Source organism: Streptomyces lushanensis (assembly GCF_001700515.1).
Lineage (GTDB): Bacteria > Actinomycetota > Actinomycetes > Streptomycetales > Streptomycetaceae > Streptomyces > Streptomyces lushanensis.
Genome location: NZ_MAUD01000086.1, coordinates 75,194 through 101,536, shown reverse-complemented (window position 1 = coordinate 101,536; position 26,343 = coordinate 75,194). Strand labels below are relative to the sequence as shown.

Sequence of the window (26,343 nt, the reverse complement as noted above, 5' to 3'; positions counted from 1 at the left end):
TCGAACCGGGCCCGGGCCCGGGCGACTCCCGATTGGCGGCGGCCATGGAGGTGACGGCCCGGATCGGGGATCTGCTCGCCGAGGAGGCGAAGGCGGGCGCGGACCTGGCACGCGAACTGCGCGCCGCGCTCACGGCGGAGCGCGGCTGGCAGCGCGACATGGCCCTGGCCACGCTGCGCACGGCCCTGGGCCCGAGCGCGGACGGTCTGCATGTGCTGGTGTGCGTGGCGCCCTGGCGGCTGGAGGAGCCCCGGCCCCGAGCGGTCCCGGGCACGGCGGCGGTGTGCGCGCTGCCGTTCGCGGGCGCGGGCGGACACCGCCGTACGGACCGGGCTCCCGGGGCCGGGGGCCGGGCGTCCACGGGAGAGTCCGCAGGGCTGACGGCCGCGGACCCGCGGGCCGAGCCGCCACCGGACGCTCCGTCCCCGGTCACCGCCTCCACCGGTCCGGCCGGACACCGCGCACAAGAAGACACGGCCGGCCGGACGACAGCACCCGTCGCGCGGGGCGGTTCCGCATCGGCCGGCCCGGCGGCCGACGACAGCGAACAGGCCGACGACGAACAGAGCGCGCGAACACCGGCCGATGGGCCGGCCGGGCGCGCGGCACGGTCGCGCGCGGTGGCCGGATGGGCGGACGGCGGCGGCTTCGGTGGGGTGGTGGAACCCGGTGGGGTGCCGGAGGCGGTGGCGCTGCTTGTGCGGCTTCGCTCCGGGGACGCGCTCGCGCCCGTGCTCGAAGCCGTCGGCCGGCTCTGCGAGGGCGCGGGCCCCGTGGTCGCCGCCGGTGCCTGCGTCCCGCGCCGGGGACTGGCCGAGTTGCCCGACGCCTGGCAGGAGGCGGTCGCGGCGGCCCGCGCGGCCCTCGCCGAACCCCGCTTCGGCCCGGTGGCCGAATGGTCCGCGATAGGCCCGTACCGCCTGCTCACCGCGCTTCCCCCCGGACCCGATCCCGCGGTCCGCCTCCTGCTGGCCCCGGCCCACGCCGAACTCGCCCGCACCGCCGAGGTGTTCCTCGACCGCGCGGGCCAGGCGGGCCGTACCGCGTCCGCCCTCGGCATCCACCGCCAGACGCTCTACTACCGTCTGTCCCGCGTCGAACAGCTCACCGGCCTCGACCTGGACTCCGGTGAGGACCGACTGCTCCTCCACATGGCCCTCAAGGCGGCCCGCCTCTGACGCCCGTGCCCGGTCGGGCGCGCGGTCACCGCCCGAGGACACCGGGCGAGGACGCACGAAGGGCCCGGCGGATGCCGGGCCCTTCCACGCTCACCCGGGCCCGCGGCCCGGTACGGCTCAGTCGCTCGGATCGCGGCTCAGTCGGTCAGGTTCACCGAACGGGCCGACGTCGCGCCGATCTCCTCGGCGATCTCCGTCAGCACGGACTGCGACACGGTGTCGTCGACGGTGAGCACGACCAGCGCCTCGCCGCCCTCCTCCACCCGGGAGACCTGCATCCCCGCGATGTTCTGCCCGGCCTCGCCGAGGATCCGGCCGACCGTACCGACCACACCGGGACGGTCCTCGTAGCGCAGGACGACCATATGATCGGCCAGCGCCAGATCGATGTCGTAGTCGCCGATCGCGACGATCTTCTGGAGGTGCTTGGGGCCCGCCAGCGTGCCGGAGACCGAGACCTCCTCGCCGTCCGAGAGCGTGCCGCGCACCATCACCACATTGCGGTGGTTCGGGGATTCGCTCGACGTGGTGAGCCGGACCTCGACACCCCGCTCCTGCGCGAACAGCGGAGCGTTCACATACGACACCGTCTCGGCGACGACATCCTCGAACACGCCCTTGAGCGCGGAGAGTTCGAGCACCTTCACATCGTGCTGGGTGATCTCGCCGTACACCTCGACATCGAGACGGACCGCGACCTCGCCCGCCAGCGCGGTGAAGATACGGCCGAGCTTCTCGGCGAGGGGCAGGCCGGGCCGTACGTCCTCGGCGATGACTCCGCCCTGGACATTGACCGCGTCCGGCACGAGCTCACCGGCGAGGGCGAGCCGTACGGACCGGGCGACCGCGATGCCCGCCTTCTCCTGCGCCTCGTCGGTGGACGCGCCGAGGTGCGGCGTGCAGACGACCTGGTCGAACTGGAACAGCGGGGAGTCCGTGCAGGGCTCCTTCGCGTACACGTCCAGACCGGCGCCGGCGACCCGGCCCTCCTTGAGCGCGGAGGCCAGCGCCTCCTCGTCCACGATCCCGCCGCGCGCGGCGTTCACGATCCGTACCGTCGGCTTCACCTTGTGCAGTGCCTCGTCGCCGATCAGCCCCAGCGTCTCGGGCGTCTTGGGCAGGTGCACGGTGATGAAGTCCGACACCTCGAGGAGCTCGTCCAGCGTCAGCAGCTTGACGCCCATCTGGGCGGCGCGGGCCGGCTGCACGTAGGGGTCGTACGCGACGATCTTCATCCCGAAGGCGGACATGCGCTGGGCGACCAGTACACCGATCCGGCCCAGGCCCACCACGCCGAGCGTCTTCTCGCTCAGCTCCACGCCCGTGTACTTCGAGCGCTTCCACTCGCCGTTCTTGAGGGCCGCGTTCGCCTGGGGGATGTTGCGCGCGGTGGCGACCAGCAGTCCGCAGGCCAGCTCGGCGGCGGTGACGATGTTGGAGGTCGGCGCGTTGACGACCATCACACCGGCCTTGGTGGCGGCGGAGACGTCGACATTGTCGAGACCGACGCCGGCGCGGGCGACCACCCGGAGCTTCCGAGCCGCGGCGACCGCCTCCGCGTCGACCTTGGTCGCGGAACGGACGAGAATGGCGTCCACATCGGCGATGGCGGGCAGCAGCTCCGCGCGGTCGGCGCCGTTGCAGTGCCGGATCTCGAAGTCCGGACCGAGCGCGTCGACGGTGGCGGGCGAAAGCTCTTCGGCGATGAGTACGACAGGTTTCGAGCTCACGTGAGTCCTCACAAGTCCCATTGCGGACGGCCGTCCCGACGGCCGCAGGCGGTGGAGGGGTCCTAGGGCGTGCCCGGTCGGACAGGACAGAACCTAGCCGCGTGGAAGACGCACAACGCTGTGGGCCTGACGCGTATGTGTTGAGCAGTGTAGTGCCGTAACGGGGCGGGTGATCCGCCCGAGCGACAGGATCACTCATACGCGTCGGGCCCGGCGTCCACGCACGGTCCGGCGCCGTACCCGTACGGTCCGGCGTCGTGATCGCGCGTCGGGGCGCCGCGTCGTGGCCTTGGGGGGACGGCCCGGCCCGTCCGGGCCGGGCCGTCCCCGCGCGGTGCTACGCGTCGTCGTTGTCGACCCAGCTCATGAGCTTGCGCAGCTCGGCGCCGGTGGTCGCCAGCAGGCTGTCGCTGTCGGCCTTCTTGTACTCGTTGTACCTCTTCAGACCGCCGTGGTACTCGTCCATCCAGTTCTTGGCGAACGTACCGTCCTGGATCTCGCCCAGGATCTTCTTCATCTCGGCCTTGGTCTGGTCGTTGATGATGCGCGGGCCGCTCACGTAGTCGCCCCACTCGGCGGTCTCGGAGACCGACCAGCGCATCTTCTCCAGACCGCCCTCGTACATCAGGTCCACGATCAGCTTCAGCTCGTGGAGGCACTCGAAGTACGCGATCTCCGGCTGGTAGCCGGCCTCGGTCAGCGTCTCGAAGCCCGCCTTGACCAGCGCGGCGGTTCCGCCGCAGAGCACGGCCTGCTCACCGAACAGGTCGGTCTCGGTCTCCTCTTTGAAAGTTGTCTTGATGACGCCGGCGCGGGTGCCGCCGATGCCCTTCGCGTACGAGAGGGCCAGCGCGAAGGCGCCGCCGGAGGCGTCCTGCTCGACGGCCGCGATACACGGAACACCGCGGCCCTCCTCGTACTGGCGGCGGACGAGATGGCCGGGGCCCTTCGGGGCGACCATCGCGACATCGACATGGGCCGGCGGCTTGATGAAGCCGTAGCGGATGTTGAGGCCGTGGCCGAAGAAGAGCGCGTCGCCGTCCTTCAGATTGTCCTTGATGGACTTCTCGTAGACCTCGGCCTGGATCGGGTCCGGCACCAGGATCATGATGACGTCGGCCTCGGCGGCGGCCTCGGCGGGCGTCACCACGCGCAGGCCCTGCTCCTCGGCCTTGACCTTGGACGTGGAGCCCTCGTGCAGACCGACCCGGACGTCGACACCCGAGTCACGGAGCGACAGCGCGTGGGCGTGGCCCTGGCTGCCGTAACCGATGACCGCGACCTTGCGGTTCTGGATGATGGACAGGTCGGCATCGTCGTCGTAGAACAGCTCGGCCACTGGGTCTTCTCCTTGGTGTGCACTTCTGTGAATTCGCAGCTTGTGTGATGCGCGGCTCGCGTCCCACCGTACGGCGGGACGGGCGGGGGCGGCGGTCCGGTCTCGCCATGCGAGCCGGACCCCTGCTGACGGGCGTGCTGAAGGCGTGCCGGCGGGCGGCTCACGCGCTGCGGTCGAGCGCCCGCAGACTGCGGTCCGTGATGGACCGCGCGCCACGTCCTATGGCGATCGTCCCGGACTGCACCAGCTCCTTGATGCCGAACTGCTCCAGCATCTTGAGCATGGCGTCGAGCTTGTCGCTCGATCCGGTGGCCTCGATCGTGACGGCCTCGGGCGAGACGTCGACGGTCTTGGCACGGAAGAGCTGGACGATCTCGACGATCTGGGAGCGGGTCTCGTTGTCGGCGCGGACCTTCACCAGGACGAGCTCGCGCTGGATCGCGGCGCCGGGCTCGAGTTCGACGATCTTCAGGACGTTCACCAGCTTGTTGAGCTGCTTCGTGACCTGCTCCAGCGGCAGTTCCTCGACATTGACCACGATGGTGATGCGGGAGATGTCGGGATGTTCGGTGACACCGACGGCGAGTGAGTCGATGTTGAAGCCTCGGCGGGAGAACAGGGCGGCGATCCTGGCGAGGATACCGGGGGTGTTCTCCACCAGAACGGAGAGCGTGTGCCTGGTCATGTGTCGGTCTCTTCTCTCTGGCTCTCGGTCTCTCTGGGCTCTCGGTCCCGGCTCAGTCGTCTTCGTTGTCACCGAAATCGGGGCGGACGCCCAGGGCCGCCATGACCTCGTCGTTGGAGGTGCCGGCGGCGACCATCGGCCACACCTGGGCGTCCTCGTGGACGATGAAGTCGACCACGACCGGGCGGTCGTTGATCGCGTTCGCCTTGGCGATGACCGCGTCCAGCTCGTCGGGCGACTCGCAGCGCATCGCGACGCAGCCCATGGCCTCGGAGAGCTTCACGAAGTCGGGGACGCGCGTGCCGCCGCTGGGGCCGTCCACCGTCTCCTGGCCCGAGTGCAGCACGGTGTTGGAGTAGCGCTGGTTGTAGAAGAGGGTCTGCCACTGGCGGACCATGCCCAGCGCGCCGTTGTTGATGATCGCGACCTTGATCGGGATGTTGTTGAGCGCGCAGGTGGTCAGTTCCTGATTGGTCATCTGGAAGCAGCCGTCGCCGTCGATCGCCCAGACCGTGCGGTCGGGCCGGCCCGCCTTGGCGCCCATGGCGGCCGGGACGGCGTATCCCATGGTCCCCGCGCCGCCCGAGTTCAGCCAGGTGGCGGGCTTCTCGTACTCGATGAAGTGCGCGGCCCACATCTGGTGCTGGCCGACGCCCGCCGCGTAGATGGTGTCCGCCGGGGCGAGCTGCCCGATCCGCTGGATGACCTGCTGGGGGGAGAGGCTGCCGTCCTCGGGCTGGTCGTAGCCGAGAGGATAGGTCTCGCGCCAGCGGTTGAGATCCGTCCACCAGGCGCTGTAGTCCCCCACCCGCCCTTCGGTGTGCTCCGCCTGGACCGCCTGGACCAGATCGGCGAGGACCTCACGCGCGTCGCCGACGATCGGCACGTCGGCGGCGCGGTTCTTGCCGATCTCGGCCGGGTCGACATCGGCGTGGACGATCTTGGCGTACGGCGCGAAACTGTCCAGCTTGCCGGTGACACGGTCGTCGAAGCGGGCACCCAGGGCGATGATCAGATCGGCCTTCTGGAGCGCGGTGACGGCGGTGACCGAGCCGTGCATGCCCGGCATTCCCACATGCAGCGGGTGGCTGTCGGGGAAGGAACCCAGCGCCATCAGGGTGGTGGTGACGGGCGCGCCGGTCAGCTCGGCCAGGACCCTCAGCTCGGCGGTCGCGCCGGCCTTGATGACCCCGCCGCCGACGTAGAGCACCGGCCGTTTGGCCTGGGTGATCAGCTTGGCGGCCTCACGGATCTGCTTGGCGTGCGGCTTGGTCACCGGGCGGTAGCCGGGCAGGTCGTGGGTGGGCGGCCAGGAGAAGGTCGTACGGGCCTGGAGCGCGTCCTTGGCGATGTCGACCAGCACCGGTCCCGGCCGGCCGGTGGAGGCGATGTGGAAGGCCTCCGCGATGATGCGCGGGATGTCCTCGGCCTTGGTGACAAGGAAGTTGTGCTTGGTGATCGGCATGGTGATGCCGCAGATGTCCGCCTCCTGGAAGGCGTCCGTACCGATGGCCTTGCTGGCCACCTGGCCGGTGATCGCGACCAGCGGCACCGAGTCCATGTGCGCGTCGGCGATCGGGGTGACCAGATTGGTGGCACCGGGGCCCGAAGTGGCCATGCAGACACCGACCTTGCCGGTGGCCTGGGCGTAACCGGTGGCCGCGTGGCCCGCTCCCTGCTCGTGCCGGACCAGGACATGGCGGACCCGGGTGGAGTCCATCATCGGGTCGTAGGCGGGGAGGATCGCGCCGCCGGGGATGCCGAATACCGTGTCGGCGCCCACTTCCTCAAGCGCACGGATGAGGGACTGCGCTCCCGTGACGTGCTCGACGGGGGCGGACGACGATCCGCCGTTACGGGCCCGCGGCTGCGGATGGTGGGCCCCGGTGGCCTGCTCGGTCATCGGCATTCTCTTCTCGAAGCTGAGGGTTTTTGCGAGGTTTGTGGTGTGCCGGTGCAACAAAAAACCCCTCGTGCCGTGAGGCAAGCGAGGGGAGCGCGTCGGTGTGGACTGCAGAGCGGGTGCCGGGCTCTGCTTCAACCGACGCGCTGTCCAAGTACGAGAATTCGGGTGCGCATGGCACAGACCATCCCTCCGGCGCGCCCCGACTGTCAAGCCGGTGGGACGGGAGTCTCATTATTTGAGCGGATCGAGCGGGCGTGGAACACGGTCGGAGACCGGCTGGCGGGGCTGTCTGACCGGCAGTGAGCCGCCGGTCAGAACGGGCAGGACGGTGCCGCTGCCGGGCAGCGCGTACGGGCCGCCCACCAGGGCGCGGCGCAGCCGGTACTCGTCGAGCGGCCCGGAGAAGGCCATGCCCTGGCCATGGGTGCATCCCATGGCGCGCAGCGCGAGCACCTGCTCCGGTACGTCCAGGCCGTCGGCCACCGACTGCATCCCCAGATCACCGGCGATCCGCAGCAGTCCCGCGGTGATCTTGTGCAGCCTCGCGGACTCCACGACGCCCTCCACCAGACCGCGGTCCAGCTTCAGTACGTCGACGGGGAGCCGCCGCAGCGCGTTTATCGCCGCGTAGCCGCTGCCGAAGCCGTCGAGCGCGATCCGTACGCCCAGTCGGCGCAGCGCGACGAGACGGTGCTCCAGCTCGTCCAGGCAGGCGCGCGGATCGGTGTCGGCCAGCTCGATCACCAGGGCGCCGGAGGCCAGACCATGGCGGGTCAGCAGGGCCTCGATGGAGCCGAGCGGCATGGACCGGTCGAGCAGCCTGCGGGCCGGGAGCCGGACCGCGACGGGTACGGCATGGCCCGTCCTGGCACGCTCGGCGGCCTGTACGACGGCCTCTTCGAGCAGCCAGCGGGCGAGTTCCGCGGTGCGGTCGCTGTCGTCGGCGACGCGCAGGAACTCGGCCGGGGTGAAGAGGATGCCCTGGGCCGAGCGCCAGCGGGCCTGGGCGGCGACGGAGGAGACCCGGCCGGTGGCCAGATGCACCACCGGCTGGTGGAGCAGCGCGAACTCGCCGTCGTGGAGCGCGGAGCGCAGCCGGGCCGCCAGCTCCGTCCTGCGCACGACGTCGGCCTGCATCTGCGGCGCGTACAGCTCGACGCGGTCCTTGCCGCCCGCCTTGGCGCGGTACATGGCGAGGTCGGCGTTGCGCATCAGATCGGTGGGCGTTATGCCCGGTTCGGCGAAGGCGACGCCGATGGAGGCGGCGACCCGGACATCGTTGCCGTCGATGCGGTACGGCTGGGAGAGCCGCAGCCGGAGCCGGTCGGCGATCTCATGGACCTGGTACTCCCGTGCGCGCTGGTCGCCGCCGCCGTCGCCGAGGACGATCGCCGCGAACTCGTCGCCGCCGAGCCGGGCGGCGGTGTCCCCGGCCCGTACCGAGTCCTGGAGCCGCTGCGCGGCGAGGATCAGCAGCTCGTCCCCGGCCTGGTGGCCCAGCCGGTCGTTGACGGCCTTGAAGCCGTCGAGGTCGATGAAAAGCACGGCGGTGCCGGGATCGGTCGTACGGCGGCCGGAGAGGGCCTGGCGCACGCGCTCGGTGAACAGAGCCCGGTTGGGCAGGTCGGTGAGCGGGTCGTGCTCGGCGTTGTGCTGCAACTGCGCCTGAAGGCGCACCCGTTCGGTGACGTCCCGGCTGTTGAAGATCAGCCCGCCCTGGTGGCGGTTGACCGTGGACTCCACGTTGAGCCACTCCCCCGCGCCGGACTTGAAGCGGCACTCGATCCGGGTGGTGGGCTCCTCGGAGGGCGGGGCGGCCAGGAACCGCCGCACTTCGTGGACGACCCTGCCGAGATCGTCCGGGTGGATGATCGAGGCCAGCTCGGCGCCGACGAGATCCTCGGCCTCGCGTCCGTACACACCCGAGGCGGCGGGGCTGACATAGCGCAGTATGCCGGAGGGCGCGGCGATCATGATCACATCGCTGGACCCCTGGACCAGGGAGCGGAAGTGGTTCTCCGTCTGGGCCAGTTCATGGGTGAGCGCGATGTTGTCGACGAGCATGATGCCCTGACGGACGACCAGGGCGAGGACGACCGTACAGCCGGTGAGGACCACCACCCGGTCGACCTGGCGGCCCTCGATGACGTTGTAGAGGATCCCGAGCGTGCAGACGGCCGCGGCGAGATACGGCGTGATCGCGGCGAGGGAGCCCGCGATCGGATGGCCGGCGGGACGGCTCTGCCGGCTCTGGCGCGGATGCGGGACGCTCTCGGGGGCCCGGCGCACGCCCCAGGGCGCGTAGGCGAGAAGCAGCGAGCCGGCGAACCAGCCCGCGTCCAGGAGCTGGCCGGAGCGGTAGGTCTCGCGCAGGAGCGGCGAGGTGAACAGGGCGTCGCACAGGACCGTCAGGGCGAGTGCGGCGATCGCGGTGTTCACCGCGGAGCGGCTGCCGGTGGCCCGCCGGAAGTGGAGGGCCAGGACCATGCTGACCAGGACGATGTCGAGCAGCGGATAGGCCAGGGAGAGCGCGGCCTGGGTGACGCTCTCGCCGCTGACCTGGGTGGTGCGCGCGAGGGCCAGGCTCCACGAGAGGGTGAGCAGCGAGCCGCCGATCAGCCAGGAGTCCAGCGCGAGACAGACCCAGCCGGCCCTGCTGACCGGCCGTTTGGCGAGGACGAGCAGACCCACGATGGCGGGCGGCGCGAAGCAGAGGAAGAAGAGATCGGCGAGGGAGGGGCTGGGCACGGGCTCGTCCAGGATCACTTCGTACCAGCCCCAGACCGCGTTCCCCCCGGAGGCCATCGCCGAGGAGAACGAGAACAGCAGCCAGGCGGGGCGGAACGGGCCGCGTCGGACGCGGGCGTAGCAGAAGCAGGAGACGGCGGCGATCATGGCGGCGAGGCTCAGCCCGAAGTCGCCCATGAACAGGGCCAGTTTCTCCGAGCCCCAGCCGAGCGCGGCCCCGGCCGCGTACCCTCCGCAGATCAGCGCGAGGAGGAGTTGCGCCAGCAGTCCGGTGCCGCTGCCGGAGACCGTCCGGCGGCCGAGGACCACGCCCTCGGCGCTCACCGGACCGCTCCTGGGGTCTTCGCTGTCACCGCCGCCGGGGCCGGCGTGCGCACCGGGATGTCCGGAGGTCGCCGTCGGCGTCCCTGCCGCGTCGGATCGTTGGTCCATTGGCCGTACATCGCCCGTCGCCCCCCTCGGATTCTGATCGCTCCGCCGTGCCGCCCCAGGCGTGGCGCGGCCCCCAGATCGGGACGATACACCAGTCTCGTCACTCAGGGACATAGTTCTTCTACTCTCCGTGACGACCAGGGCGGTTGTCAGCCACGAGGGTGTCCGGGCGGCTGCGGAGAGTGGCTGAAGACCGGCGGGCGCCGGACCACGGGATTCCGCCGGCGGTCCTAGGACGGCCGTCCGGTGACGAGGACGGTGTTGAGCAGGTCCCGCCCGGTGGCGAACCGGGTGAGCTGCTCGGCCAGCAGACGTCTGGCGCGCGGCAGGAACGCCGAGGTCGATCCTCCGACGTGGGGGCTGATGAGGACACCCGGAGCATGCCAGAGCGGATGGCCCGCCGGGAGTGGTTCCGGATCGGTGACATCGAGCGCGGCCGTGATCCTTCCGCTCTCCGCCTCCGCGAGCAGCGCCTTGGTGTCGACGACCGGGCCGCGCGCGACGTTCACCAGGAGCGCGCCGTCCTTCATCCGGGCCAGGAACTCGGCTCCCACCAGGCCTTTCGTGGTCCCGGTGAGCGGCGTCGAGAGGATGACGACATCGGCGTCCGGCAGCAGCGCGGGCAGCTCGGTGAACGCGTGCACCGGACCGCGCTCCGTAGTGCGTGCGGAGCGCGCGACGCGCGCCACCCGCGCGCACTCGAACGGCGCGAGCCGGTCCTCGATGGCGGCGCCGATCGATCCGTATCCCACGATCAGTACGGACTTGTCGGCGAGCGCCGGATAGAAGCCGGACCGCCACTCCTCGCGCTCCTGGCCCCGGACGAAGCCGGGAATACCGCGCAGGGAGGCGAGGATCAGGGCGAGCGTGAGTTCGGCGGTGCTGGCCTCGTGGACGCCCTTGGCGTTGCAGAGCCGGACTCCGGCGGGCAGTGAGCCGAGTCCGGGCGTCACATGGTCGATGCCCGCCGAGAGGGTCTGTACGACGCGTACCGAGGTCATCGCGGAGAGCGGCCGTATGGCGATCTCCATGCTCTTCATGTACGGGACGACGTAGAAGGCGCAGTCGGCCGGGTCGGCTGGGAAGTCCTGGCCGCCGTCCCAGAAGCGGAGGTCGAGCCCCGCGGGAAGCCCGTCGACCTCCTCGGCCGGAAACGGGATCCAAACGTCTGAAGTCATGGTCAGGAGGCTATGCGAAGCGTGCGGGCTACTGGGGCGATGCGGTTAGCTTGAGGACGGCACAGGGAGGGGTACGGCGTTGGAGCGCAGGACAATCGGTGCGGCGGCGCTGGAAGTGGGAGCGGTCGGGCTCGGCTGCATGCCGATGCACTGGGCCTACACGGGTTCGCAGCAGCGCGGCGACCGTTCGCTCCGTACGGTCCACGCGGCGCTCGACGCCGGTACGACCCTGCTGGACACGGCCGACATGTACGGGCCGTTCACCAATGAGCTGCTGCTGGGACGGGTGCTCGGACAGCGGCGGGCGGATGCCTTCGTCTCGACCAAGTGCGGGCTGCTCGTGGGCGATCAGCACATCGTCGCCAACGGCAGTCCCGGCTATGTGCGGCGGGCCTGCGACGCCTCGCTTCGGCGGCTCCAGACCGATGTGATCGATCTCTACCAGTTGCACCGCGCGGACCCGGAGATCCCGGTCGAGGAGACCTGGGGCGCGATGGCGGAGCTGGTGGGCGCAGGGAAGGTGCGGGCGCTGGGGCTGTGCGCGGTGGGCGCGCGTGCGTCCCGGCGCAGATCCGGCGCGCATCTGCACGAGGCGACGATCCGGCAGTTGGAGCGGGTGCAGCAGGTCTTTCCGGTGAGCGCGGTGGAGGCGGAGCTGTCGGTGTGGTCGCCGGAGGCGCTGGAGCGGCTGCTGCCGTGGTGCGAGGCGCGCGGCATCGGTTTCCTGGCGGCGATGCCGCTGGGCAACGGCTTTCTGACCGGCACGCTCACTCCTGGCCAGGGGTTCGAACCGGACGATCTGCGGGCGCGCCATCCGCGGTTCACCGCGGAGATGATGGCGGCGAACCAGCCGCTGGTGGCCGGGCTGCGGCGGATCGCGGAGCGGCACGAGGCGACTCCGGCGCAGGTGGCGCTGGCGTGGGTGCTGGCCCGGGGGCGCCATGTGGTGCCGCTGCCGGGGACGAAGCGCGAGCGGTGGGCGGTGGAGAACGCGGGCGCGGCGCACGTGCGGCTGACCGCGCGGGACCTGGCGGAGATCGCGGCCCTGCCGCCGGCCCGTGGCTCCTGGGACTGAGGTCCGACTCCCCCGGAACGACGGACGACTGGATGTACGGGCGGCCCGGGTCGGGATGCCGGGGTCCCGATGCCCGGGTCGGGATGCCCGGGTACAGGACGTCGGCGTGCGGACGGCCGGTGATTGGCCGGATCCGTGTGTTCGCTTGCGTATGCGCCGCCGGTGGGAACCCGAGCCGGGTCAGCGGTGTATGAACAGTGGAGACGCCGCCGTCGAAGGGATCGGAACCGTGCATCGTTCAGCAGTGACGGCTCTGTGGGCCGCTGCCGCCCTTGTCGTGGTCACCGGATGCTCCTCCGGCGGTGAGGGGGCCGGTCCCGGTGCCGTGCGACGGACGGCGTCGAGTCCGGCCGCCTCGCCGGAGGGCGGCGCGCCCAGCCCGTCGGCCCCGCCCGCGAAGGGTTCGGTGAAGGTGGTGTCGACCGTGACCGAGGGACTCGACTCGCCCTGGGGTCTGGCCGCTCTGCCCGACGGAGATCTGCTGGTCTCCTCGCGCGACGAAGGAACGATCACCCGGGTCGACGCGGCGAACGGGAAGAAGACCCTGGTCTCGACCGTGCCGGGGGTCTCCGCGTCGGGTGAGGGCGGGCTGCTCGGGATCGCCCTCTCGCCCGGCTTCGGCGCGGACCGTCTGGTGTACGCCTACTTCACCACCGAATCGGACAACCGCATCGCCCGGATGCTCTACGACGAGAAGAAGCCCGTCGGGCAGCAGATGGGCGCGCCCGACACGGTGCTGCGCGGTATTCCGAAGGGCACTGTTCACAACGGCGGACGGATCGCCTTCGGCCCGGACGGGATGCTGTACGCGGGCACGGGCGAGACCGGTGACGGACAGCTCGCCCAGGACCGGACGTCACTGGCGGGCAAGATCCTCCGGATGACTCCGGACGGGCAGCCCGTGCATGGAAATCCGGAGGCGGATTCGGTCGTCTATTCCTATGGCCACCGCAATGTGGAAGGTCTGGCCTGGGACTCCGGGAAACGGCTCTGGGCCTCGGAGTTCGGCCAGGACAAGTGGGACGAGCTGAATCTGATCGAGCCCGGGAAGAACTACGGCTGGCCGGACGTCGAGGGAAAGTCCGACAGGCCGGGCCTGGTGAATCCGGTCGCGGAGTGGCCGCCGAGCCAGGCCTCGCCCAGCGGTATCGCCTTCGCGGAGGGGTCCGTCTGGCTGGCGACGCTGCGCGGTGAGCGGCTGTGGCGCGCTCCACTGGCCGGACGGGAATTGGCGGCGCCGCCCGAGGCGTTCCTCGAAGGCGGGTACGGCCGCCTGCGCACGGTGCTTTCGGCGGGCGGCGGCAAGGTGTGGCTGGTGACCAGCAATACGGACGGCCGGGGCACACCGAAGCCGGGCGACGACAGGATCCTCCAACTGGAGGTCGTGTAGCGGTATTGCCGTGAGGACGGTGAACAGCCTGTGTTCAACATGATCGAGGAGATCTTCGCTCCGGGCCGCAAGCACACCGACGACGAGCAGAAGCGGCTGGAGGTCAGCCGGGTCGATGTCGACGACAACGACCCGGGCCGGGGCCCTATAGACCTCGCCTCCGGGAAGGTCACGATCAGGGTTCCGGCGCGGACCGAGGACACCGCGGACGCCGAGGACTGACCGGGGCACCGGGGACCGGCCGGATCCTGGCTCAGGAGCGGACGGCGGGTCCTGGCTCAGGAGCGGAGAGACGCGTCGGCCGGGTCGGGGAAGAGCTGGAGCCGGTGCGAGAGGGCCGCCGCCTCCGTGCGGCCCGAGACACCCAGTTTGGCCAGGATGTTGGAGACATGGACGCTCGCGGTCTTGGGCGAGATGTACAGCTTCTCGGCGATCCGGCGGTTGCTGTGACCCGCGGCGACAAGACGCAGCACGTCCTGCTCCCGGGGCGTCAGCCCGAGTGAGCGGGCGGCGTCCGGGCCGGGCTCGGTGAGGGCCCCGCGCTCCTGAGCGCCGTCGGAGGGAGCCGAGAGGCTGATACGGGCGCGGCCCGCGACCAGCGCGATGTCCTCGGCGAGAGGCCGCGCTCCGAGCCGCAGGGCCGTGATGTGGGCCTGGACCAGCAGACGGGCGGCCTCCGCGCGGTCGGTGTGGGCGTCCAGCAGGGCGGCGGCGTGGCGCAGCCGGGCAAGGGCCAGTTCATGGGGACGCGCCGTCTCCTCGAAGGCCGCGACGACCCGCGCCCAGTGCTCCGCGGTCCCGGCGCCCGCCGCGCGGGCCAGCTCGGCGTCCAGCATGAGGCCGTACGCCCGCCAGACCGGCACCAGTGTGGGCAGCCGCTTGGCATGGGAGCGTACGGCCGCGAGCACGGCGCCGCGGCCCGCCTCGGTGCCGGGCAGCCCCCTGGCATCGGCCTCCATCGCCGCCGCGGCGCACAGCAGCGGCAGCGCGTACCGCTGGGTGCCGGGCGGGAAGCCCTGCTCCGTGATCCGCTCGAACTCCGCGCGGGCGTCGGCCAGCGCGCCTCGCCGTGCGGCGACGGCCATCATCAGCCGGGCCGGTGTGATGAAGTGCTGCGGCTGCGGATCGTGCGTGCCCATGAAGCCCCGGGTCAGCTCCACCTGGCGCCGGGCCTCGTCGAGTTCGCCGCGGGTGAGGGCCAGCTGCGCCCGGTGCACGGCGACGACTCCGCGTGACTTGTGGGAGTGGGCGAGCCCGTCGGCGATGTCGAGCGTGGCGTCCGCCTCGGACCAGCGGCCCAGCGAGTGGAGGGACTGGGCCTGGTTGCCCCGGACCCATGCCTCCGTGTCGGCGAGACCCCGCTGATGCGTGACGGCGATGCCCCACTCCGCCGCCGCCACCGCCTCCTCGGAGCGGCCCATGCTCTCCAGCGTGGACGGCAGATTGATGCTGGCGCGGCCCAGGACACCGGCCGTGCCCAGTTCGAGGGCGCGGTCGCGCGCCTCGTACATCTCGGCTATGCCCTCCTCGACACCGCCGGCGTCGGCGGTGAGCCAGCCCCGGGTGAGACGGGCGTGCAGTTCGGTGTGTTCCGCGCCGACCAGCCGCGCGTACTCCACGGCGCGGTTGGCGGCGACCAGGCTGTCGGGACCCGGCCGGTGCAGGGCGCCCCACCCGGCGACGCTGGCGAGGACCTCCGCGTGCACGGCGGACGGCTGGAGGCCCCGTACGAGCTCCTGGGCGGTGGCCAGTTCCTGCCAGCCGTCGCCGCGTGTGAGTTCCTGCATCATCTTGGAGCGCTGGATCCAGAACCATGCCGCGCGCAGCGGGTCCTTCTCGTTGTCCTCGCCGTCCAGGGCCCTGACGGCCTTCTTGGCTATCGCGTACGCCCGCTCGCGCTCACCGCCGAGCCGGGCGGCGACCGTGGCCTCCGCCATCAGGTCCAGATAGGTCAGCGGCGCGGGATCGCGCCCGCAGAGCGGATAGACCTCGGTGTCGGCGTCGTCCGGTGGGCGCAGCGTGCCGCGCACGCTCGCGGGAGCGTCGTCCCACAGCTCCATGGCCCGTTCGAGCAGCCTCAGCTGTTCGGAGTAGGCATAGCGCTGCCGTGCCTCCACAGAGGCCCTCAGAACCGCGGGAAGGGCCTTGGCGACCTCATGCGCGTGGTACCAGTGGCTGGCCAGCCGTGTGGCGCGCTCGTCGGCCCGCACGAGCGCGGGATCGGCCTCCAGCACCTCCGCGTAACGGCGGTTGAGCCGGGAGCGCTCGCCGGGGAGCAGATCGTCGCTGACCGCCTCGCGCACCAGGGAGTGCCGGAAGCGGTATCCGTCGCCGTCCGCCGTGGGCAGCAGGATGTTGGCGCCGACGGCGGCCCTCAGCGCCTCGATCAGATCGTCCTCGGAGAGCCGGCCGACGGCCAGCAGCAGCGGGTACTCCACGGTGGTGCCGCCCTCGGCGACGATCCTGGCGACGCGCTGCGCGTCCTCGGGCAGCGCCTCGACCCGTACGAGCAGCAGATCGCGCAGGGAGTCGCTCAGCCCGGTGCAGCCGCAGCCGCTCCCGATCGAACAGGCCAGCTCCTCCACGAAGAAGGCGTTGCCGTCGGAGCGTTCGAAGATCTGGTCCAGCAGGGCCGGTTCCGGTTCGGCCGCGAGGATGCCGGTGAGCTGGCGCCGTACCTCGGCGCGGGTGAAGCGGGAGAGCTCGATGCGCCGCACGGACCGCAGCCGGTCCAGCTCGGCCAGCAGCGGGCGGAGCGGATGGCGGCGGTGGATGTCGTCGGCGCGGTAGGTGGCGAGCACGACGAGCCGGCCGCGGCGCAGCGCGCGGAAGAGATAGGCGAGGAGATGGCGGGTGGAGGCGTCCGCCCAGTGCAGGTCCTCCAGGACCAGCACGACCGTACGGTCGGCCGCCAGCCGCTCCAGCAGCCGCGCGGTGAGCTCGAAGAGCCTGGCCGTGCCGTCCTCGCCCAGCGCGCCCCGGTCGGACTGCCCGAACTCCGGCAGGATCCTGGCCAGCTCGTCCTCCTGGCCCTCGGCCGCGGCGGCCAGCTCGTCGGGCAACTGGCGGCGCAGGGAGCGCAGGGCGGTGGAGAAGGGCGCGAACGGCAGCCCGTCGGCGCCGATCTCGACGCAGCCGCCGATCGCGACGACGGCCTTCTGCGCGCAGGCGACCCGGTGCAGCTCCTCCACCAGCCGGGTCTTGCCGACGCCCGCCTCGCCGGCGATGAGCAGCGCCTGTGGCTCGCCCGCGGTGGCGCGGGCGAGCGCTTGGGTGAGCGCGGTCAGTTCGCCGGCTCTGCCGACGAACACCGGGCTGAGGGACCTGGTCTCCACGTGCCCGAGCATCGCACAGGGCTCTGACAACGCGGCACTCGTTATCGGAGCGCCCGTGCCGGAGAGGCCCGGCGTCGGGGCACCCGCGACGGAGGCGCCCGTGACGGAGGCGCCCGGCGTCGGGGCGCCCGGCATCCGGACGCGCACGGCGTCAGGCCGCGCGCACGAACCGGCCGCCGGGTCCCCCGTGCCGTTCCTCGCCCGCGTCCTTGGCGGCCTTCCTGGCCTGGCGGCGTGCCTCGCGGCCCGCCTCACGGACCTCGCGTACGAGCCGCTGGTTGTCGGCCCTGCGGATCAGCTCGGCGGTGTGGATCTTCTGGAGTTCGTACTCGAACATCGGGCTCCCCCTGGTGCGAAAGTGTTCCGGCGTCCTGTGGACGTCTCCACCTTCGTCTCCCAGGGGGTAGCGGCACATCGGGAGAGTTCCGCATCCTGGCGGGCCCCCGGGCCTTAGAAGAACGACCAGGGAGTACTAAGGAGCCTCAGGAGAGGGGCCTCAGCGGAAGGACCTCGCAACGGCCTCGGGAGAGGTGAGGTCCGGGCGGGCGCCCGGCTCAGCCCGCGGGAGCCGGAGCGGCGGGGGCGGGCGCGGCCGGCAGGGCCACGAAGAGATCGAAGTACATCCCGACGGAGACCAGCAGCCCGAGCAGCCCGAGGACGGCTGCGGCCACGGCGACGGGCCGTACCCAGCCGGCCCGCTGGGGCAGGAGCAGCACGATCGCACCGATGATCAGCGCCAGCAGGGCCACGACACCGTTGGCCGCGGCCGTGGCGTGCCAGGCGTCGCCGTAGCCCTCGGAGATCTGCTGGTCCGGGGTGGCGGACTGGCCGAGCGTGATCTGTCCGATGAGCGCCTCGCGCTCGGAGATGACCCGGCCGGTCCAGGTGCCGGTCAGGGCGATGACGCCCAGGCAGGCCGCCAGGACGGCCGAGGCGGCGGCGCCGAGGCCGGACGGACGCGCGGCGACGGCGTCGTCGTCCAGATCCTCGTCGTCGTCCAGGTCGTGGACGCCCTCCGGATCGTCGGAGCCGCCGTCGGCGTCGGGACCGGCCGGGGAGTCGGCCTTGAGGAGCGAGGGGCCCTTGGCCTCCGAGGCGGAGTCGGAAATCGCCTCGGTCGCCCTGGCGGTGGAGGCCTCGGCCGTCTCCGGCTCGGGGTTCTGTGTCTCGGGGGTGGGGTTCATGCCCCGCACGCTAGGGGCCCCGTCTGAGAACTTCCTGAGAACGGCGGAACGTCCCCGAACGAGGGAGTTCCACCGTTCCCGTACCCCGCGTCCCGGACCGCCCTCCCGGACGCCCGGCTCAGACCGCTTCGGCGGCCTTCCGCTCACGCCACTGCGGCGCCAGGAGGGACCACACCTCGGTGTCCCGCCGTACACCGTCGAAGAGATAGCTCTCGCGCAGTACGCCGTCCCGCGTCATACCGAGCCGCCGCGCGACCTTGACGCTCGGCTCGTTGGCCGGTGACACCAGCCACTCCACCCGGTGGATCCCGCGCTCCTCGACCGCCCAGTCGATCAGCACGCGCGCGGCGCGCGTGACCAGCCCGCGTCCCGTCGCGGCGGGCTCCAGCCAGCAGCCCACCTCGCAGTTGCCCGCCCTGGCGTCGAAGACCCGGAAGAGCACGCCGCCGACCAGGGTCGAACCGAGCCAGATCCCGTAGATCCGTCCGCTGTCGGCGGCCTGCTTCTCCGCGTACGAGATGAGCAACTCCCGCGCCGACGCCAGATCCGCGGCGACCCGGGCGAGCATGATGTGCTGATCGACCAGATCCCTGGCACGGTCCATATGGGCGACGAACTCCTCGGCCTGCCACGGCTCCAGTGGCCGCAGCTCCGCCCCGTCACCCAGTGATATCGCGAACATCGGGTTCTCCTTCGCGCCTCGTACCGTCCGAGCGCGCTCAGCCTGAGACGCTCGGACGTCCGTTCTCGATGTGTCCCATGAGACGGCGGCGGAAGCGCACCGCGGTGTCGCCGGCCCCGCCGTGCGTGGACGGCTCCGCGGTGATCTCGACGTCGTACCAGCCGTGCGCGTCGGCCGCCGAGTGCACGACATTACGGCTACGGCCCGGCTTGACGGTGATCCGGCGGGTCCAGCCGTTGAGATCGGCCTCGTCGACATAGCCCAGGGGCCGCACCGTGAAGGTGACCGGCAGATCGCCCTTGTTGCGCAGGGTGAGCTGGAGATCACGGTCGTGGTGGTCGACTGCGGAGGAGACCTCGGCGCCGAGGCCGTTCACCGGACCGGCGAACTCGCGGCGGAAGCCGTTCGGCCCGGTGATGGTGAAGCGGTACCCGTCACCGGTCAGCCCGGTGAGGGGCACCGTCCACAGCCCGGTGCCCCTCACGTCCCGGTGCTGCGGGACCGCGAACTCACCGGCGTACGGATAGAGCGCGAAGTGCACGCTCGCGCGGCCCGTGTTGCTCAGCGCGACGGTGAACGTGCGCCCGTCCGCGTCGAGATGGCCGTACGCGTCGGTCTGGTACGGCAGCGGTCGGGCGGGGCGCGCACCCGGCTCCTGCACGGGCATCCGCTGCCGGTCCGGCGGTACGGGCAGCCAGCGGCCGGTGAACGGCGGTATCGCGCCCGGCTGTTCCACCCCGGGCTGGGTCCGGCCGCGCTCGAAGTCGAAGGCGGAGGTCAGATCGCCGGTGACATTGCGCCGCCACGCCGTGATGTTGGGCTCGTCCACCCCGGTCCACTTCTCCAGGAAGCGGATGACCGAGGTGTGGTCGAAGACCTGTGAGCAGACGTAGCCGCCGACGGTCCAGGGCGAGACGACCAGCAGCGGGACACGCATGCCGAGCCCGGTCGGCCGTCCCTGCCAGCGCTCGGCGGAGCCGGTGGGTCCTTCCGCGGGCGGCACGGGCGGCGGCACATGGTCGAAGAAGCCGTCGTTCTCGTCGTAGTTGATCAGTACGACGGTGTGCCGCCAGACATCGGGATGGGCACCGAGCGCGTCGAGCACCTGGTAGACGAGGGTGGCGCTGGCGATCGGCGACGAGGAGCCGGGATGCTCGGAGTCGATCGCGGACGGCACCAGGTACGACACCTCGGGGAGCGTCCCGGCGGCCACGTCGGCGCGGAACCGCTCGGCCAGGGTGCCGCTCTCGACGCGCCGCAGCCCGCGCTCGAACAGCGACCGCTCCTCCTCGGACAGCAGGGCGACGCCCTCGTCCAGCGCGGCGAGCAGCCGCGCGCGCCCGGCGGCGTCGTCCGTGTCGCGCACGGCGGCGTAGAAGGCCTCCATGTACGTGAAGCCGGCCGCGCCGGGCAGCGCACGCGCCCTGCTGAGCGCCTTGCGGGCGATGTCCTTGAAGGTGGTGAAGAACTCGATGTTGTTGTCGGTGAAGTTCTCCCACTCCGTGTACGTCTGCCAGCTCCGGCCCGCCCGTTCGAGCCGCTCGGCGTAGGTCGGCCACGGATAGCCCGGGTGGGTGTCCTCCTCGTACGCGTCGTTGCCCACCGCACGCCGTCCGTCGGCCTCGTAGCCGGTCCAGCCGCTCCAGAGATGGTTGCGGTTGGGGCTCGTCGAGGTGTGGACGGACGAGTGGTACGCGTCGCAGACCGTGAACGTGTCCGCCAGCTCGTAGTGCAGCGGGATGTCACGCCGGTCGTAGTAGGCCATGGTGGCGGCGGTCTTGGCGGAGACCCAGCGGTCCATCCAGCCGTTGTTCCAGGCCTTGGCCCCGCCGTCCCAGGAGTGGTCGAGGGCGTCGATGTACTGGAGGTCCTTGTGCTGTGTCCGGGCCGCGTCCCGGACGGAGAACGGCAGGACCGCGCCCGCCGGGCCGGGCTGCTCGAAGACGGGTCCGCCGGAGGGCAGTTCCACCGCGTTGCGGTCACCGAAGCCGCGTACGCCGCGCAGTGTGCCGAAGTAGTGGTCGAACGAGCGGTTCTCCTGCATCAGGATGACCACGTGCTTGATCGCCCGCATTCCGCCGGCGGCGGGTTCCGCCGCGAGGGCGGTCCGCAGGGAGGGCGGCAGGGCGGACCCGACCGCCGCCGCACCAAGGGCTCCTGTGCCGAGGGTGACCATTCTTCTCCGCGATATCTCCGGTGACATGCGACCGGACGGTAATGAGAGCGAATGGCACGGAAGAGTCCCAGGCGCGACTACGAGGTGAACGTCCCCGGGAGCGGTCGGCCGGGCGCGCCGGGGCGGGTGAGCCGGCCCACCGAGACGACCACCGCGTGGCGTCGGGCGGCGATCTCGGCGGCGCCCACGAGTTCGCCGAGCGGCTCGGGACCGCCCTCGGCCCAGGTGCCCGCCAGCGCCACGAGCAGCGCCAGCAGCAGATGCGGCGGCAGCCCGGCGTCGACCTTGCCCTCGCCCTGGGCCGCGGCCAGGGCCCGCAGCTTGGCGCTGTTGGCCTTCTCCGCGACCGGCAGCAGGACTCCGTGGCGCTCCAGGCTGTGCCAGCGGCTCAGCCGCATGAGATGCGGGTGCGCGTGGTGGAAGTCGAAGAGCGCGCCCGCGTATCCGGGCAGGTCCTCGGCGTCGAACGGCGCCGCTTCCAGGATCTCCTGGACGGCGGCCTCGTACACCGCGTCGAAGAGCTGTTCCTTGCTCCCGAAGTGCACATAGATCAGGTTCTTGTTGTAACCGGCCGCCGCGGCGATTCGGTCGACGCGCGCGCCTGCGATGCCGTAGGCGGCGAACTCGTCGGTCGCGGCGCGCAGCAGGCTGCTCTTGGTGGTTCGGGAGTCTCTGGCCACGCCCTCATCGTAATCAGCGCCGCTGACGGCGGAACCCGCTGATCATCTCGCGCGCGGCACGGTGCGCGCGCCATGTAACTGACCGTGTGGTTACTTCTCCGCAAACCTCCTGACCAGCCCATCACTCGTCCGAGTCACCCCTTGCATCGGCGCTGGTCGCGACTTACAGTGAAGTAACTGGATGGTCAGTTACTTCCTTGAGAGGCTCTCCCATGTCACAGGTCTGGTTCATCACCGGCAGCTCGCGCGGTCTGGGCCGCGCCATCGCCGAGGCCGCGCTCGCCGCGGGCCATCGGGTCGTGGCGACGGCACGCAAGCCCGACCAGCTCGACGATCTCGTCGCTACGTACGGCGAGCGGGTGCGCGCCGTGGCGCTCGACGTGACGGACGCGGACGCCGCGCGCGCGGCGGTCCGGGGCACGGTCGAGACCTTCGGCCGGCTGGACGTCGTCGTCAACAACGCCGGATACGGCGACATCGCGGCCGTCGAGGATGTCACCGACGCCGATTTCCGCGCCCAGATCGACACCAACTTCTACGGCGTCTACCACGTCACCAAGGCGGCGGTGCCGATCCTGCGCGAGCAGGGATCCGGGCATGTCATCCAGATCTCGTCCAGCGGCGGCCGGATGACCACCCCGGGCCTCGGTGCCTACCAGAGCGCCAAGTGGGCGGTGGCCGGCTTCTCCGAGGTGCTCTCCCGTGAACTGGCGCCGCTGGGTGTACGGGTCACCGTCATCGAACCGGGCGGTCTGCGCACCGACTGGGCCGGATCGTCCATGACGATTCCCGAGATCGGCGAGCCGTACCGGCCGACCGTCGGTGCGACGGCCGAGATGGTGCGCGGCATGGACGGCCGTCAGACGGGCGATCCGGCCAAGGCGGCGCAGGTCATCCTCGGTCTGCCGGATCTGGACGAGCCCCCGGTCCATCTGCTGCTGGGCAGCGACGCGTACCGGTATGTGACGGACTCCGACCGGGCCCGTACCGAGAGCGACGCGAAGTGGCGCGAGCTGACCGAGTCCATCGACTACGACTCCGCGAGCAGACAGGGCTCCTGACGGACCCGCACACCGCCGGCCAGGAGGACGGACCCGGTCAGGGCCACACCAGCAGCACCGGGCACTCGGCGTGGTCGACCACGAAGCGGGTGACGCGGCCGAGGCTGTGAGGTCCGGGGTGGCCGCGCTCGCCGTCCCGCGCGCAGATCAGCAGTGCCGCGTCCGCCGCCGCGCGCACGACCTCGTGCTCGGCCCGGCCGTGGTGGTCGAGCAGTTCGCAGGGCCGCCCGAGCCGGTGCGCGGCGGCCTCCAGCAGATCGGCCGCCGCCGTGCCCGACAGCGCTTCGAGACGGGCGCCGGGGTCGCGCTCGGGCCGGTGGCCCCGGCCGAGGAGCCCTTCGTAGGCGTGGTGCGCGGCGGCGGCGACCTCGTCGTCACTGACATGGAGCAGGACGACCGCGTCGTGCGGGGCGCGTTCGCGGGCGGCGTCCACACAGGCGGGCCAGGTGGATTCGGTGATCCAGACGAGAACGGTCCTTTTCGGATCCGTCCCGGGCGGACCGGTCCTGGTCTCCGACGGGCCGGTCTCCGGGGGATCGGGCATCGGTACGGTCACGGCGTCAGCCTCCGACACGGGCTCATCGGCACGGGCTCGGCCGACACGGGGTCAGCCCTGGATCACTTGCAGCGTGCCCCACAGTGCCACGGTCGAAGCGACGAGCGCGGCAGGCACGGTCAGCAGGCCGAGCCGGGTGAAGTGCCCCAACTTCGGTTCGACGGCGTGCTCGTGGAGGACGCGGCGCCACAGCAGGGTGGCCAGTGATCCGACATAGGTCAGGTTGGGACCCAGGTTGACGCCGATCAGCGCCGCGAGCACCGGTCCCGGTCCGGCGGGCGCGACGACCGGCAGGAGCGCCAGGATCGCGGGCAGATTGTTGATCAGATTGGCCAGTACGGCGGCGACCGCCGCGATCGCCAGCAGCGAGGGCAGCGACGAGCTGTCCGGCAGCAGCCGGTCGATCCCGGTGTCGAGTCCGTGGTCGACAACAGCCTTGACGACCACACCGAGCGCGAGGACGAAGAGACAGAACAGCGGTGACGCGGCCCTGACCAGCCCCGCCACCGTCGTACGGCGCTGCCGCAGCGCACGGGCGGCGAGCACGGCCGCACCGGCGACGGCGGCCCACAGCGGTTCGATCCCGGCGAACGACGTCACCACGAATCCGGCCAGCGTCAGCGCCAGTACCACCAGCGTGAACACCGGCACCTCGCGCGGCTCGTCCGTCCCCGGCACCTGCGCGCCGGCGGCGAGATCGGCGGCGAAGAAGCGGCGGAAGACGACGTACTCGACGGCGATCGCGGCCAGCCACGGCAGTGCCATCAGCGCGGCGAACCGGGTGAAGGAGAGCCCGCTGGCGGTGAAGGCCAGCAGATTGGTCAGATTGGAGACGGGCAGCAGGAGCGACGCGGAGTTCGCGAGATGCGTACAGGCGTAGACATGCGGCAGCGGACGGGCACCGACACGGGCCGCGGTCGCGAAGACCACCGGGGTGAGCAGGACGACCGTGGCGTCCAGGCTCAGTACGGCGGTGATGACGGCGGCGACCGCGAACACTCCGCCCAGCAGCCGCCGCGGCCGGCCGCCGCACAACCGCGCCACCAGGTCGCCGGCCGCGGTGAACAGCCCTTCCTCGTCACAGAGCTGAGCCAGCACCAGCACGGCCGCGAGGAAGACCACCACGGGCAGCAGCGTGCGCGTCTGCTCACCGGCGTCCTGCGGCGAGAGCGCCCCGAACGCGATGACCAGCAGCGCGGCGGGCACGGCGGCGACGGCCTCGGGCAGACCGCGCGGCCGGACGACGGCGAACGCCAGCACGGCGAGCAGCAGTGCGACCGAGAGTGCCTCGGCGGTGACGGTGTTCAGGCTGGTGCTCCGGATTCCGGGAAGGTCGTTCCGGGAGACGGTCGGGGACGGTCAGGGGCGGCGCACCGGTCGGTGCGCCGCCCCGATGGCGTACGGACGAGTCTGCCGGGGGAGGAACCGAGGCCGGCCCGCGGCGACCCGCCCTCCGGCCAGGGCCCGGGCCCTGGCCGGACACCGCTCACTCCGCCGGGGCGAGCCGCTCAAGGATCAGTTCGCGCACCCGCGCCGCGTCGGCCTGGCCGCGCGTGGCCTTCATGACGGCGCCCACCAGCGCGCCCGCCGCGGCGACCTTGCCGGCCCGGATCTTGTCCGCGACAGCCGCGTTGGCCGCGATGGCCTCGTCCACGGCCGCACCGAGCGCGCTGTCGTCGGAGACGACCTTCAGACCGCGCTTCTCCACCACGGTGTCCGGGTCGCCCTCGCCCGCGAGCACGCCTTCGAGCACCTGACGGGCCAGCTTGTCGTTCAGATCGCCGGACGCCACGAGCGCGCCGACCCGGGCGACCTGCTCGGGCGTGATGGGCAGCTCGTCCAGCGGGCGGCCCGACTCGTTGGCGTGCCGGGCCAGCTCGCCCATCCACCACTTACGGGCCTGGTCGGCCGGGGCACCGGCGTCGATGGTGGCCACGATCAGATCGATCGCGCCCGCGTTGAGGATCGACTGCATGTCGTGCTCGGAGACGTCCCACTCCTCGCGGAGCCGGTTGCGGCGCACCCGCGGCAGTTCGGGCAGTCCCCGGCGAAGCTCCTCGACCCACTCGCGCGAGGGCGCCACCGGCACGAGGTCCGGCTCCGGGAAGTACCGGTAGTCCTCGGCCTCCTCCTTCACCCGTCCCGAGGTGGTGGAACCGTCCTCCTCGTGGAAGTGCCTGGTCTCCTGGATGATCGTGCCACCGGAGTTCAGCACCGCGGCATGGCGCTGGATCTCGAAGCGCGCGGCCCGCTCGACACTGCGCAGCGAGTTCACGTTCTTCGTCTCGGAGCGCGTGCCGAACCTCTCGCGTCCGTGCGGGCGCAGCGAGAGGTTCACGTCGCAGCGCATCTGGCCCATCTCCATACGGGCCTCGGAGACACCGAGCGTCTTGATCAGCTCGCGCAGCTCGGCGACATACGCCTTGGCGACCTCGGGGGCCCGCTCACCGGCGCCCTGGATGGGCTTGGTGACGATCTCGATCAGCGGGATTCCGGCGCGGTTGTAGTCGAGCAGGGAGTGCGAGGCGCCATGGATCCGTCCGGTGGCACCACCGACATGCGTGGACTTGCCGGTGTCCTCCTCCATATGGGCGCGCTCGATCTCCACCCGGAAGATCTCGCCGTCCTCCAGCTGGACGTCCAGATAGCCGTCGAAGGCGATCGGCTCGTCGTACTGGGAGGTCTGGAAGTTCTTCGGCATGTCCGGATAGAAGTAGTTCTTCCGGGCGAAGCGGCACCACTCGGCGATCTCGCAGTTGAGCGCGAGACCGATCTTGATCGCCGACTCGACACCGATCGCGTTGACGACCGGCAGCGAGCCCGGCAGGCCCAGACAGGTCGGGCAGGTCTGCGAGTTGGGCGCGGCGCCCAGCTCGGTCGAGCAGCCGCAGAACATCTTGGTCTTCGTGCCGAGCTCGACATGGACCTCCAGGCCCATGACGGGGTCGTACGTCGCGAGGGCGTCCTCGTACGACACGAGTTCAATGACGGTCACAGTGAAACTTTCC

Annotated in this window: 20 protein-coding genes; 5 read left to right on the top strand and 15 right to left on the bottom strand. The window is 71.4% G+C overall.

What is annotated here, in order from left to right; all coding sequences use genetic code 11:
• Positions 1-1,178 (top strand): helix-turn-helix domain-containing protein (locus BFF77_RS32970; protein WP_107422109.1); only part of this gene is annotated, 1,178 nt, incomplete at its 5' end.
• A gap of 137 nt (positions 1,179-1,315) precedes the next feature.
• Here the strand turns inward: BFF77_RS32970 and serA are convergent.
• From serA to BFF77_RS08325, 6 genes are all read right to left on the bottom strand, one after another.
• A complete protein-coding gene (gene serA / locus BFF77_RS08350) occupies positions 1,316-2,908 on the bottom strand; it encodes a phosphoglycerate dehydrogenase (protein WP_066945696.1) in 1,593 nt (530 codons plus the stop codon).
• A 337-nt stretch (positions 2,909-3,245) separates the two neighbouring features.
• Positions 3,246-4,280, bottom strand: coding sequence for a ketol-acid reductoisomerase (gene ilvC / locus BFF77_RS08345; protein ID WP_107422108.1), 1,035 nt, complete (start codon positions 4,278-4,280; stop codon positions 3,246-3,248).
• Between the two features lie 127 nt (positions 4,281-4,407).
• On the bottom strand, positions 4,408-4,932 hold the full coding sequence (gene ilvN, locus BFF77_RS08340; RefSeq protein ID WP_066945691.1) for an acetolactate synthase small subunit: 525 nt from the start codon (positions 4,930-4,932) through the stop codon (positions 4,408-4,410).
• Positions 4,933-4,984: 52 nt separating this feature from the next.
• Entirely contained in the window at positions 4,985-6,835 is a 1,851-nt protein-coding gene (locus BFF77_RS08335) for an acetolactate synthase large subunit (RefSeq protein WP_066945688.1), read from the bottom strand.
• A 234-nt stretch (positions 6,836-7,069) separates the two neighbouring features.
• The gene (locus BFF77_RS08330) at positions 7,070-9,910 is read right to left on the bottom strand and encodes a putative bifunctional diguanylate cyclase/phosphodiesterase (protein ID WP_066945685.1); all 2,841 of its coding nucleotides are present in this window, start codon (positions 9,908-9,910) and stop codon (positions 7,070-7,072) included.
• Between the two features lie 338 nt (positions 9,911-10,248).
• Positions 10,249-11,196 carry a 2-hydroxyacid dehydrogenase gene (locus BFF77_RS08325; protein WP_066945682.1) on the bottom strand — a complete coding sequence of 316 codons (948 nt, stop codon included), beginning with the start codon at positions 11,194-11,196 and terminating at the stop codon, positions 10,249-10,251.
• Positions 11,197-11,275: 79 nt separating this feature from the next.
• Here BFF77_RS08325 and BFF77_RS08320 point away from each other — a divergent pair, with 79 nt between their 5' ends.
• From BFF77_RS08320 to BFF77_RS08310, 3 genes are all read left to right on the top strand, one after another.
• Positions 11,276-12,271, top strand: coding sequence for an aldo/keto reductase (locus BFF77_RS08320; protein WP_079124944.1), 996 nt, complete (start codon positions 11,276-11,278; stop codon positions 12,269-12,271).
• 244 nt (positions 12,272-12,515) lie between these two features.
• On the top strand, positions 12,516-13,661 hold the full coding sequence (locus BFF77_RS08315; RefSeq protein ID WP_066945677.1) for a PQQ-dependent sugar dehydrogenase: 1,146 nt from the start codon (positions 12,516-12,518) through the stop codon (positions 13,659-13,661).
• Positions 13,662-13,700: 39 nt separating this feature from the next.
• Positions 13,701-13,883 carry a DUF6191 domain-containing protein gene (locus tag BFF77_RS08310; RefSeq protein ID WP_245703316.1) on the top strand — a complete coding sequence of 61 codons (183 nt, stop codon included), beginning with the start codon at positions 13,701-13,703 and terminating at the stop codon, positions 13,881-13,883.
• 56 nt (positions 13,884-13,939) lie between these two features.
• On the opposite strand, the gene BFF77_RS08305 is transcribed toward BFF77_RS08310, so the two are convergent.
• From BFF77_RS08305 to BFF77_RS08280, 6 genes are all read right to left on the bottom strand, one after another.
• Positions 13,940-17,008: a helix-turn-helix transcriptional regulator gene (locus BFF77_RS08305; RefSeq protein WP_107422104.1), complete on the bottom strand. Its 3,069-nt coding sequence runs from the start codon at positions 17,006-17,008 to the stop codon at positions 13,940-13,942.
• Positions 17,009-17,147: 139 nt separating this feature from the next.
• Positions 17,148-17,333 carry a hypothetical protein gene (locus tag BFF77_RS08300; protein WP_066945670.1) on the bottom strand — a complete coding sequence of 62 codons (186 nt, stop codon included), beginning with the start codon at positions 17,331-17,333 and terminating at the stop codon, positions 17,148-17,150.
• A 217-nt stretch (positions 17,334-17,550) separates the two neighbouring features.
• On the bottom strand, positions 17,551-18,180 hold the full coding sequence (locus tag BFF77_RS08295) for a hypothetical protein (protein ID WP_066945667.1): 630 nt from the start codon (positions 18,178-18,180) through the stop codon (positions 17,551-17,553).
• Positions 18,181-18,298: 118 nt separating this feature from the next.
• Positions 18,299-18,862 (bottom strand): GNAT family N-acetyltransferase, encoded by a 564-nt coding sequence (locus BFF77_RS08290; RefSeq protein WP_066945665.1) that lies wholly within the window; start codon positions 18,860-18,862, stop codon positions 18,299-18,301.
• A 37-nt stretch (positions 18,863-18,899) separates the two neighbouring features.
• Positions 18,900-21,065, bottom strand: a complete 2,166-nt coding sequence (locus tag BFF77_RS08285; protein ID WP_066945663.1) for a phosphocholine-specific phospholipase C — start codon at positions 21,063-21,065, stop codon at positions 18,900-18,902.
• A gap of 50 nt (positions 21,066-21,115) precedes the next feature.
• On the bottom strand, positions 21,116-21,718 hold the full coding sequence (locus BFF77_RS08280) for a TetR/AcrR family transcriptional regulator (RefSeq protein ID WP_066945661.1): 603 nt from the start codon (positions 21,716-21,718) through the stop codon (positions 21,116-21,118).
• A gap of 212 nt (positions 21,719-21,930) precedes the next feature.
• Between BFF77_RS08280 and BFF77_RS08275 the strand changes: the two genes are divergently transcribed.
• Entirely contained in the window at positions 21,931-22,779 is an 849-nt protein-coding gene (locus tag BFF77_RS08275; protein ID WP_066945657.1) for an oxidoreductase, read from the top strand.
• A gap of 37 nt (positions 22,780-22,816) precedes the next feature.
• Here the strand turns inward: BFF77_RS08275 and BFF77_RS08270 are convergent, their stop codons facing one another.
• The 3 genes from BFF77_RS08270 to gatB all read right to left on the bottom strand — a co-directional run bounded on the left by BFF77_RS08270 (position 22,817) and on the right by gatB (position 26,330).
• Positions 22,817-23,335 carry a universal stress protein gene (locus BFF77_RS08270; protein ID WP_342671210.1) on the bottom strand — a complete coding sequence of 173 codons (519 nt, stop codon included), beginning with the start codon at positions 23,333-23,335 and terminating at the stop codon, positions 22,817-22,819.
• A 51-nt stretch (positions 23,336-23,386) separates the two neighbouring features.
• The gene (locus BFF77_RS08265; RefSeq protein ID WP_066945654.1) at positions 23,387-24,643 is read right to left on the bottom strand and encodes an SLC13 family permease; all 1,257 of its coding nucleotides are present in this window, start codon (positions 24,641-24,643) and stop codon (positions 23,387-23,389) included.
• A 178-nt stretch (positions 24,644-24,821) separates the two neighbouring features.
• On the bottom strand, positions 24,822-26,330 hold the full coding sequence (gatB, locus tag BFF77_RS08260; RefSeq protein ID WP_066945652.1) for an Asp-tRNA(Asn)/Glu-tRNA(Gln) amidotransferase subunit GatB: 1,509 nt from the start codon (positions 26,328-26,330) through the stop codon (positions 24,822-24,824).
• Positions 26,331-26,343 lie beyond the last annotated feature (13 nt).

Excerpts from the sequence above, each read along its gene's own strand:
- ilvN (WP_066945691.1), bottom strand. The coding sequence starts at position 4,932 with ATGACCAGGCACACGCTCTCCGTTCTGGTGGAGAACACCCCCGGTATC.
- BFF77_RS08335 (WP_066945688.1), bottom strand. The coding sequence starts at position 6,835 with ATGACCGAGCAGGCCACCGGGGCCCACCATCCGCAGCCGCGGGCCCGT.
- BFF77_RS08325 (WP_066945682.1), bottom strand. The coding sequence starts at position 11,196 with ATGACTTCAGACGTTTGGATCCCGTTTCCGGCCGAGGAGGTCGACGGG.
- BFF77_RS08310 (WP_245703316.1), top strand. The coding sequence starts at position 13,701 with ATGATCGAGGAGATCTTCGCTCCGGGCCGCAAGCACACCGACGACGAG.
- BFF77_RS08305 (WP_107422104.1), bottom strand. The coding sequence starts at position 17,008 with ATGCTCGGGCACGTGGAGACCAGGTCCCTCAGCCCGGTGTTCGTCGGC.
- BFF77_RS08300 (WP_066945670.1), bottom strand. The coding sequence starts at position 17,333 with ATGTTCGAGTACGAACTCCAGAAGATCCACACCGCCGAGCTGATCCGC.
- BFF77_RS08295 (WP_066945667.1), bottom strand. The coding sequence starts at position 18,180 with ATGAACCCCACCCCCGAGACACAGAACCCCGAGCCGGAGACGGCCGAG.
- BFF77_RS08290 (WP_066945665.1), bottom strand. The coding sequence starts at position 18,862 with ATGTTCGCGATATCACTGGGTGACGGGGCGGAGCTGCGGCCACTGGAG.
- BFF77_RS08285 (WP_066945663.1), bottom strand. The coding sequence starts at position 21,065 with ATGTCACCGGAGATATCGCGGAGAAGAATGGTCACCCTCGGCACAGGA.
- BFF77_RS08275 (WP_066945657.1), top strand. The coding sequence starts at position 21,931 with ATGTCACAGGTCTGGTTCATCACCGGCAGCTCGCGCGGTCTGGGCCGC.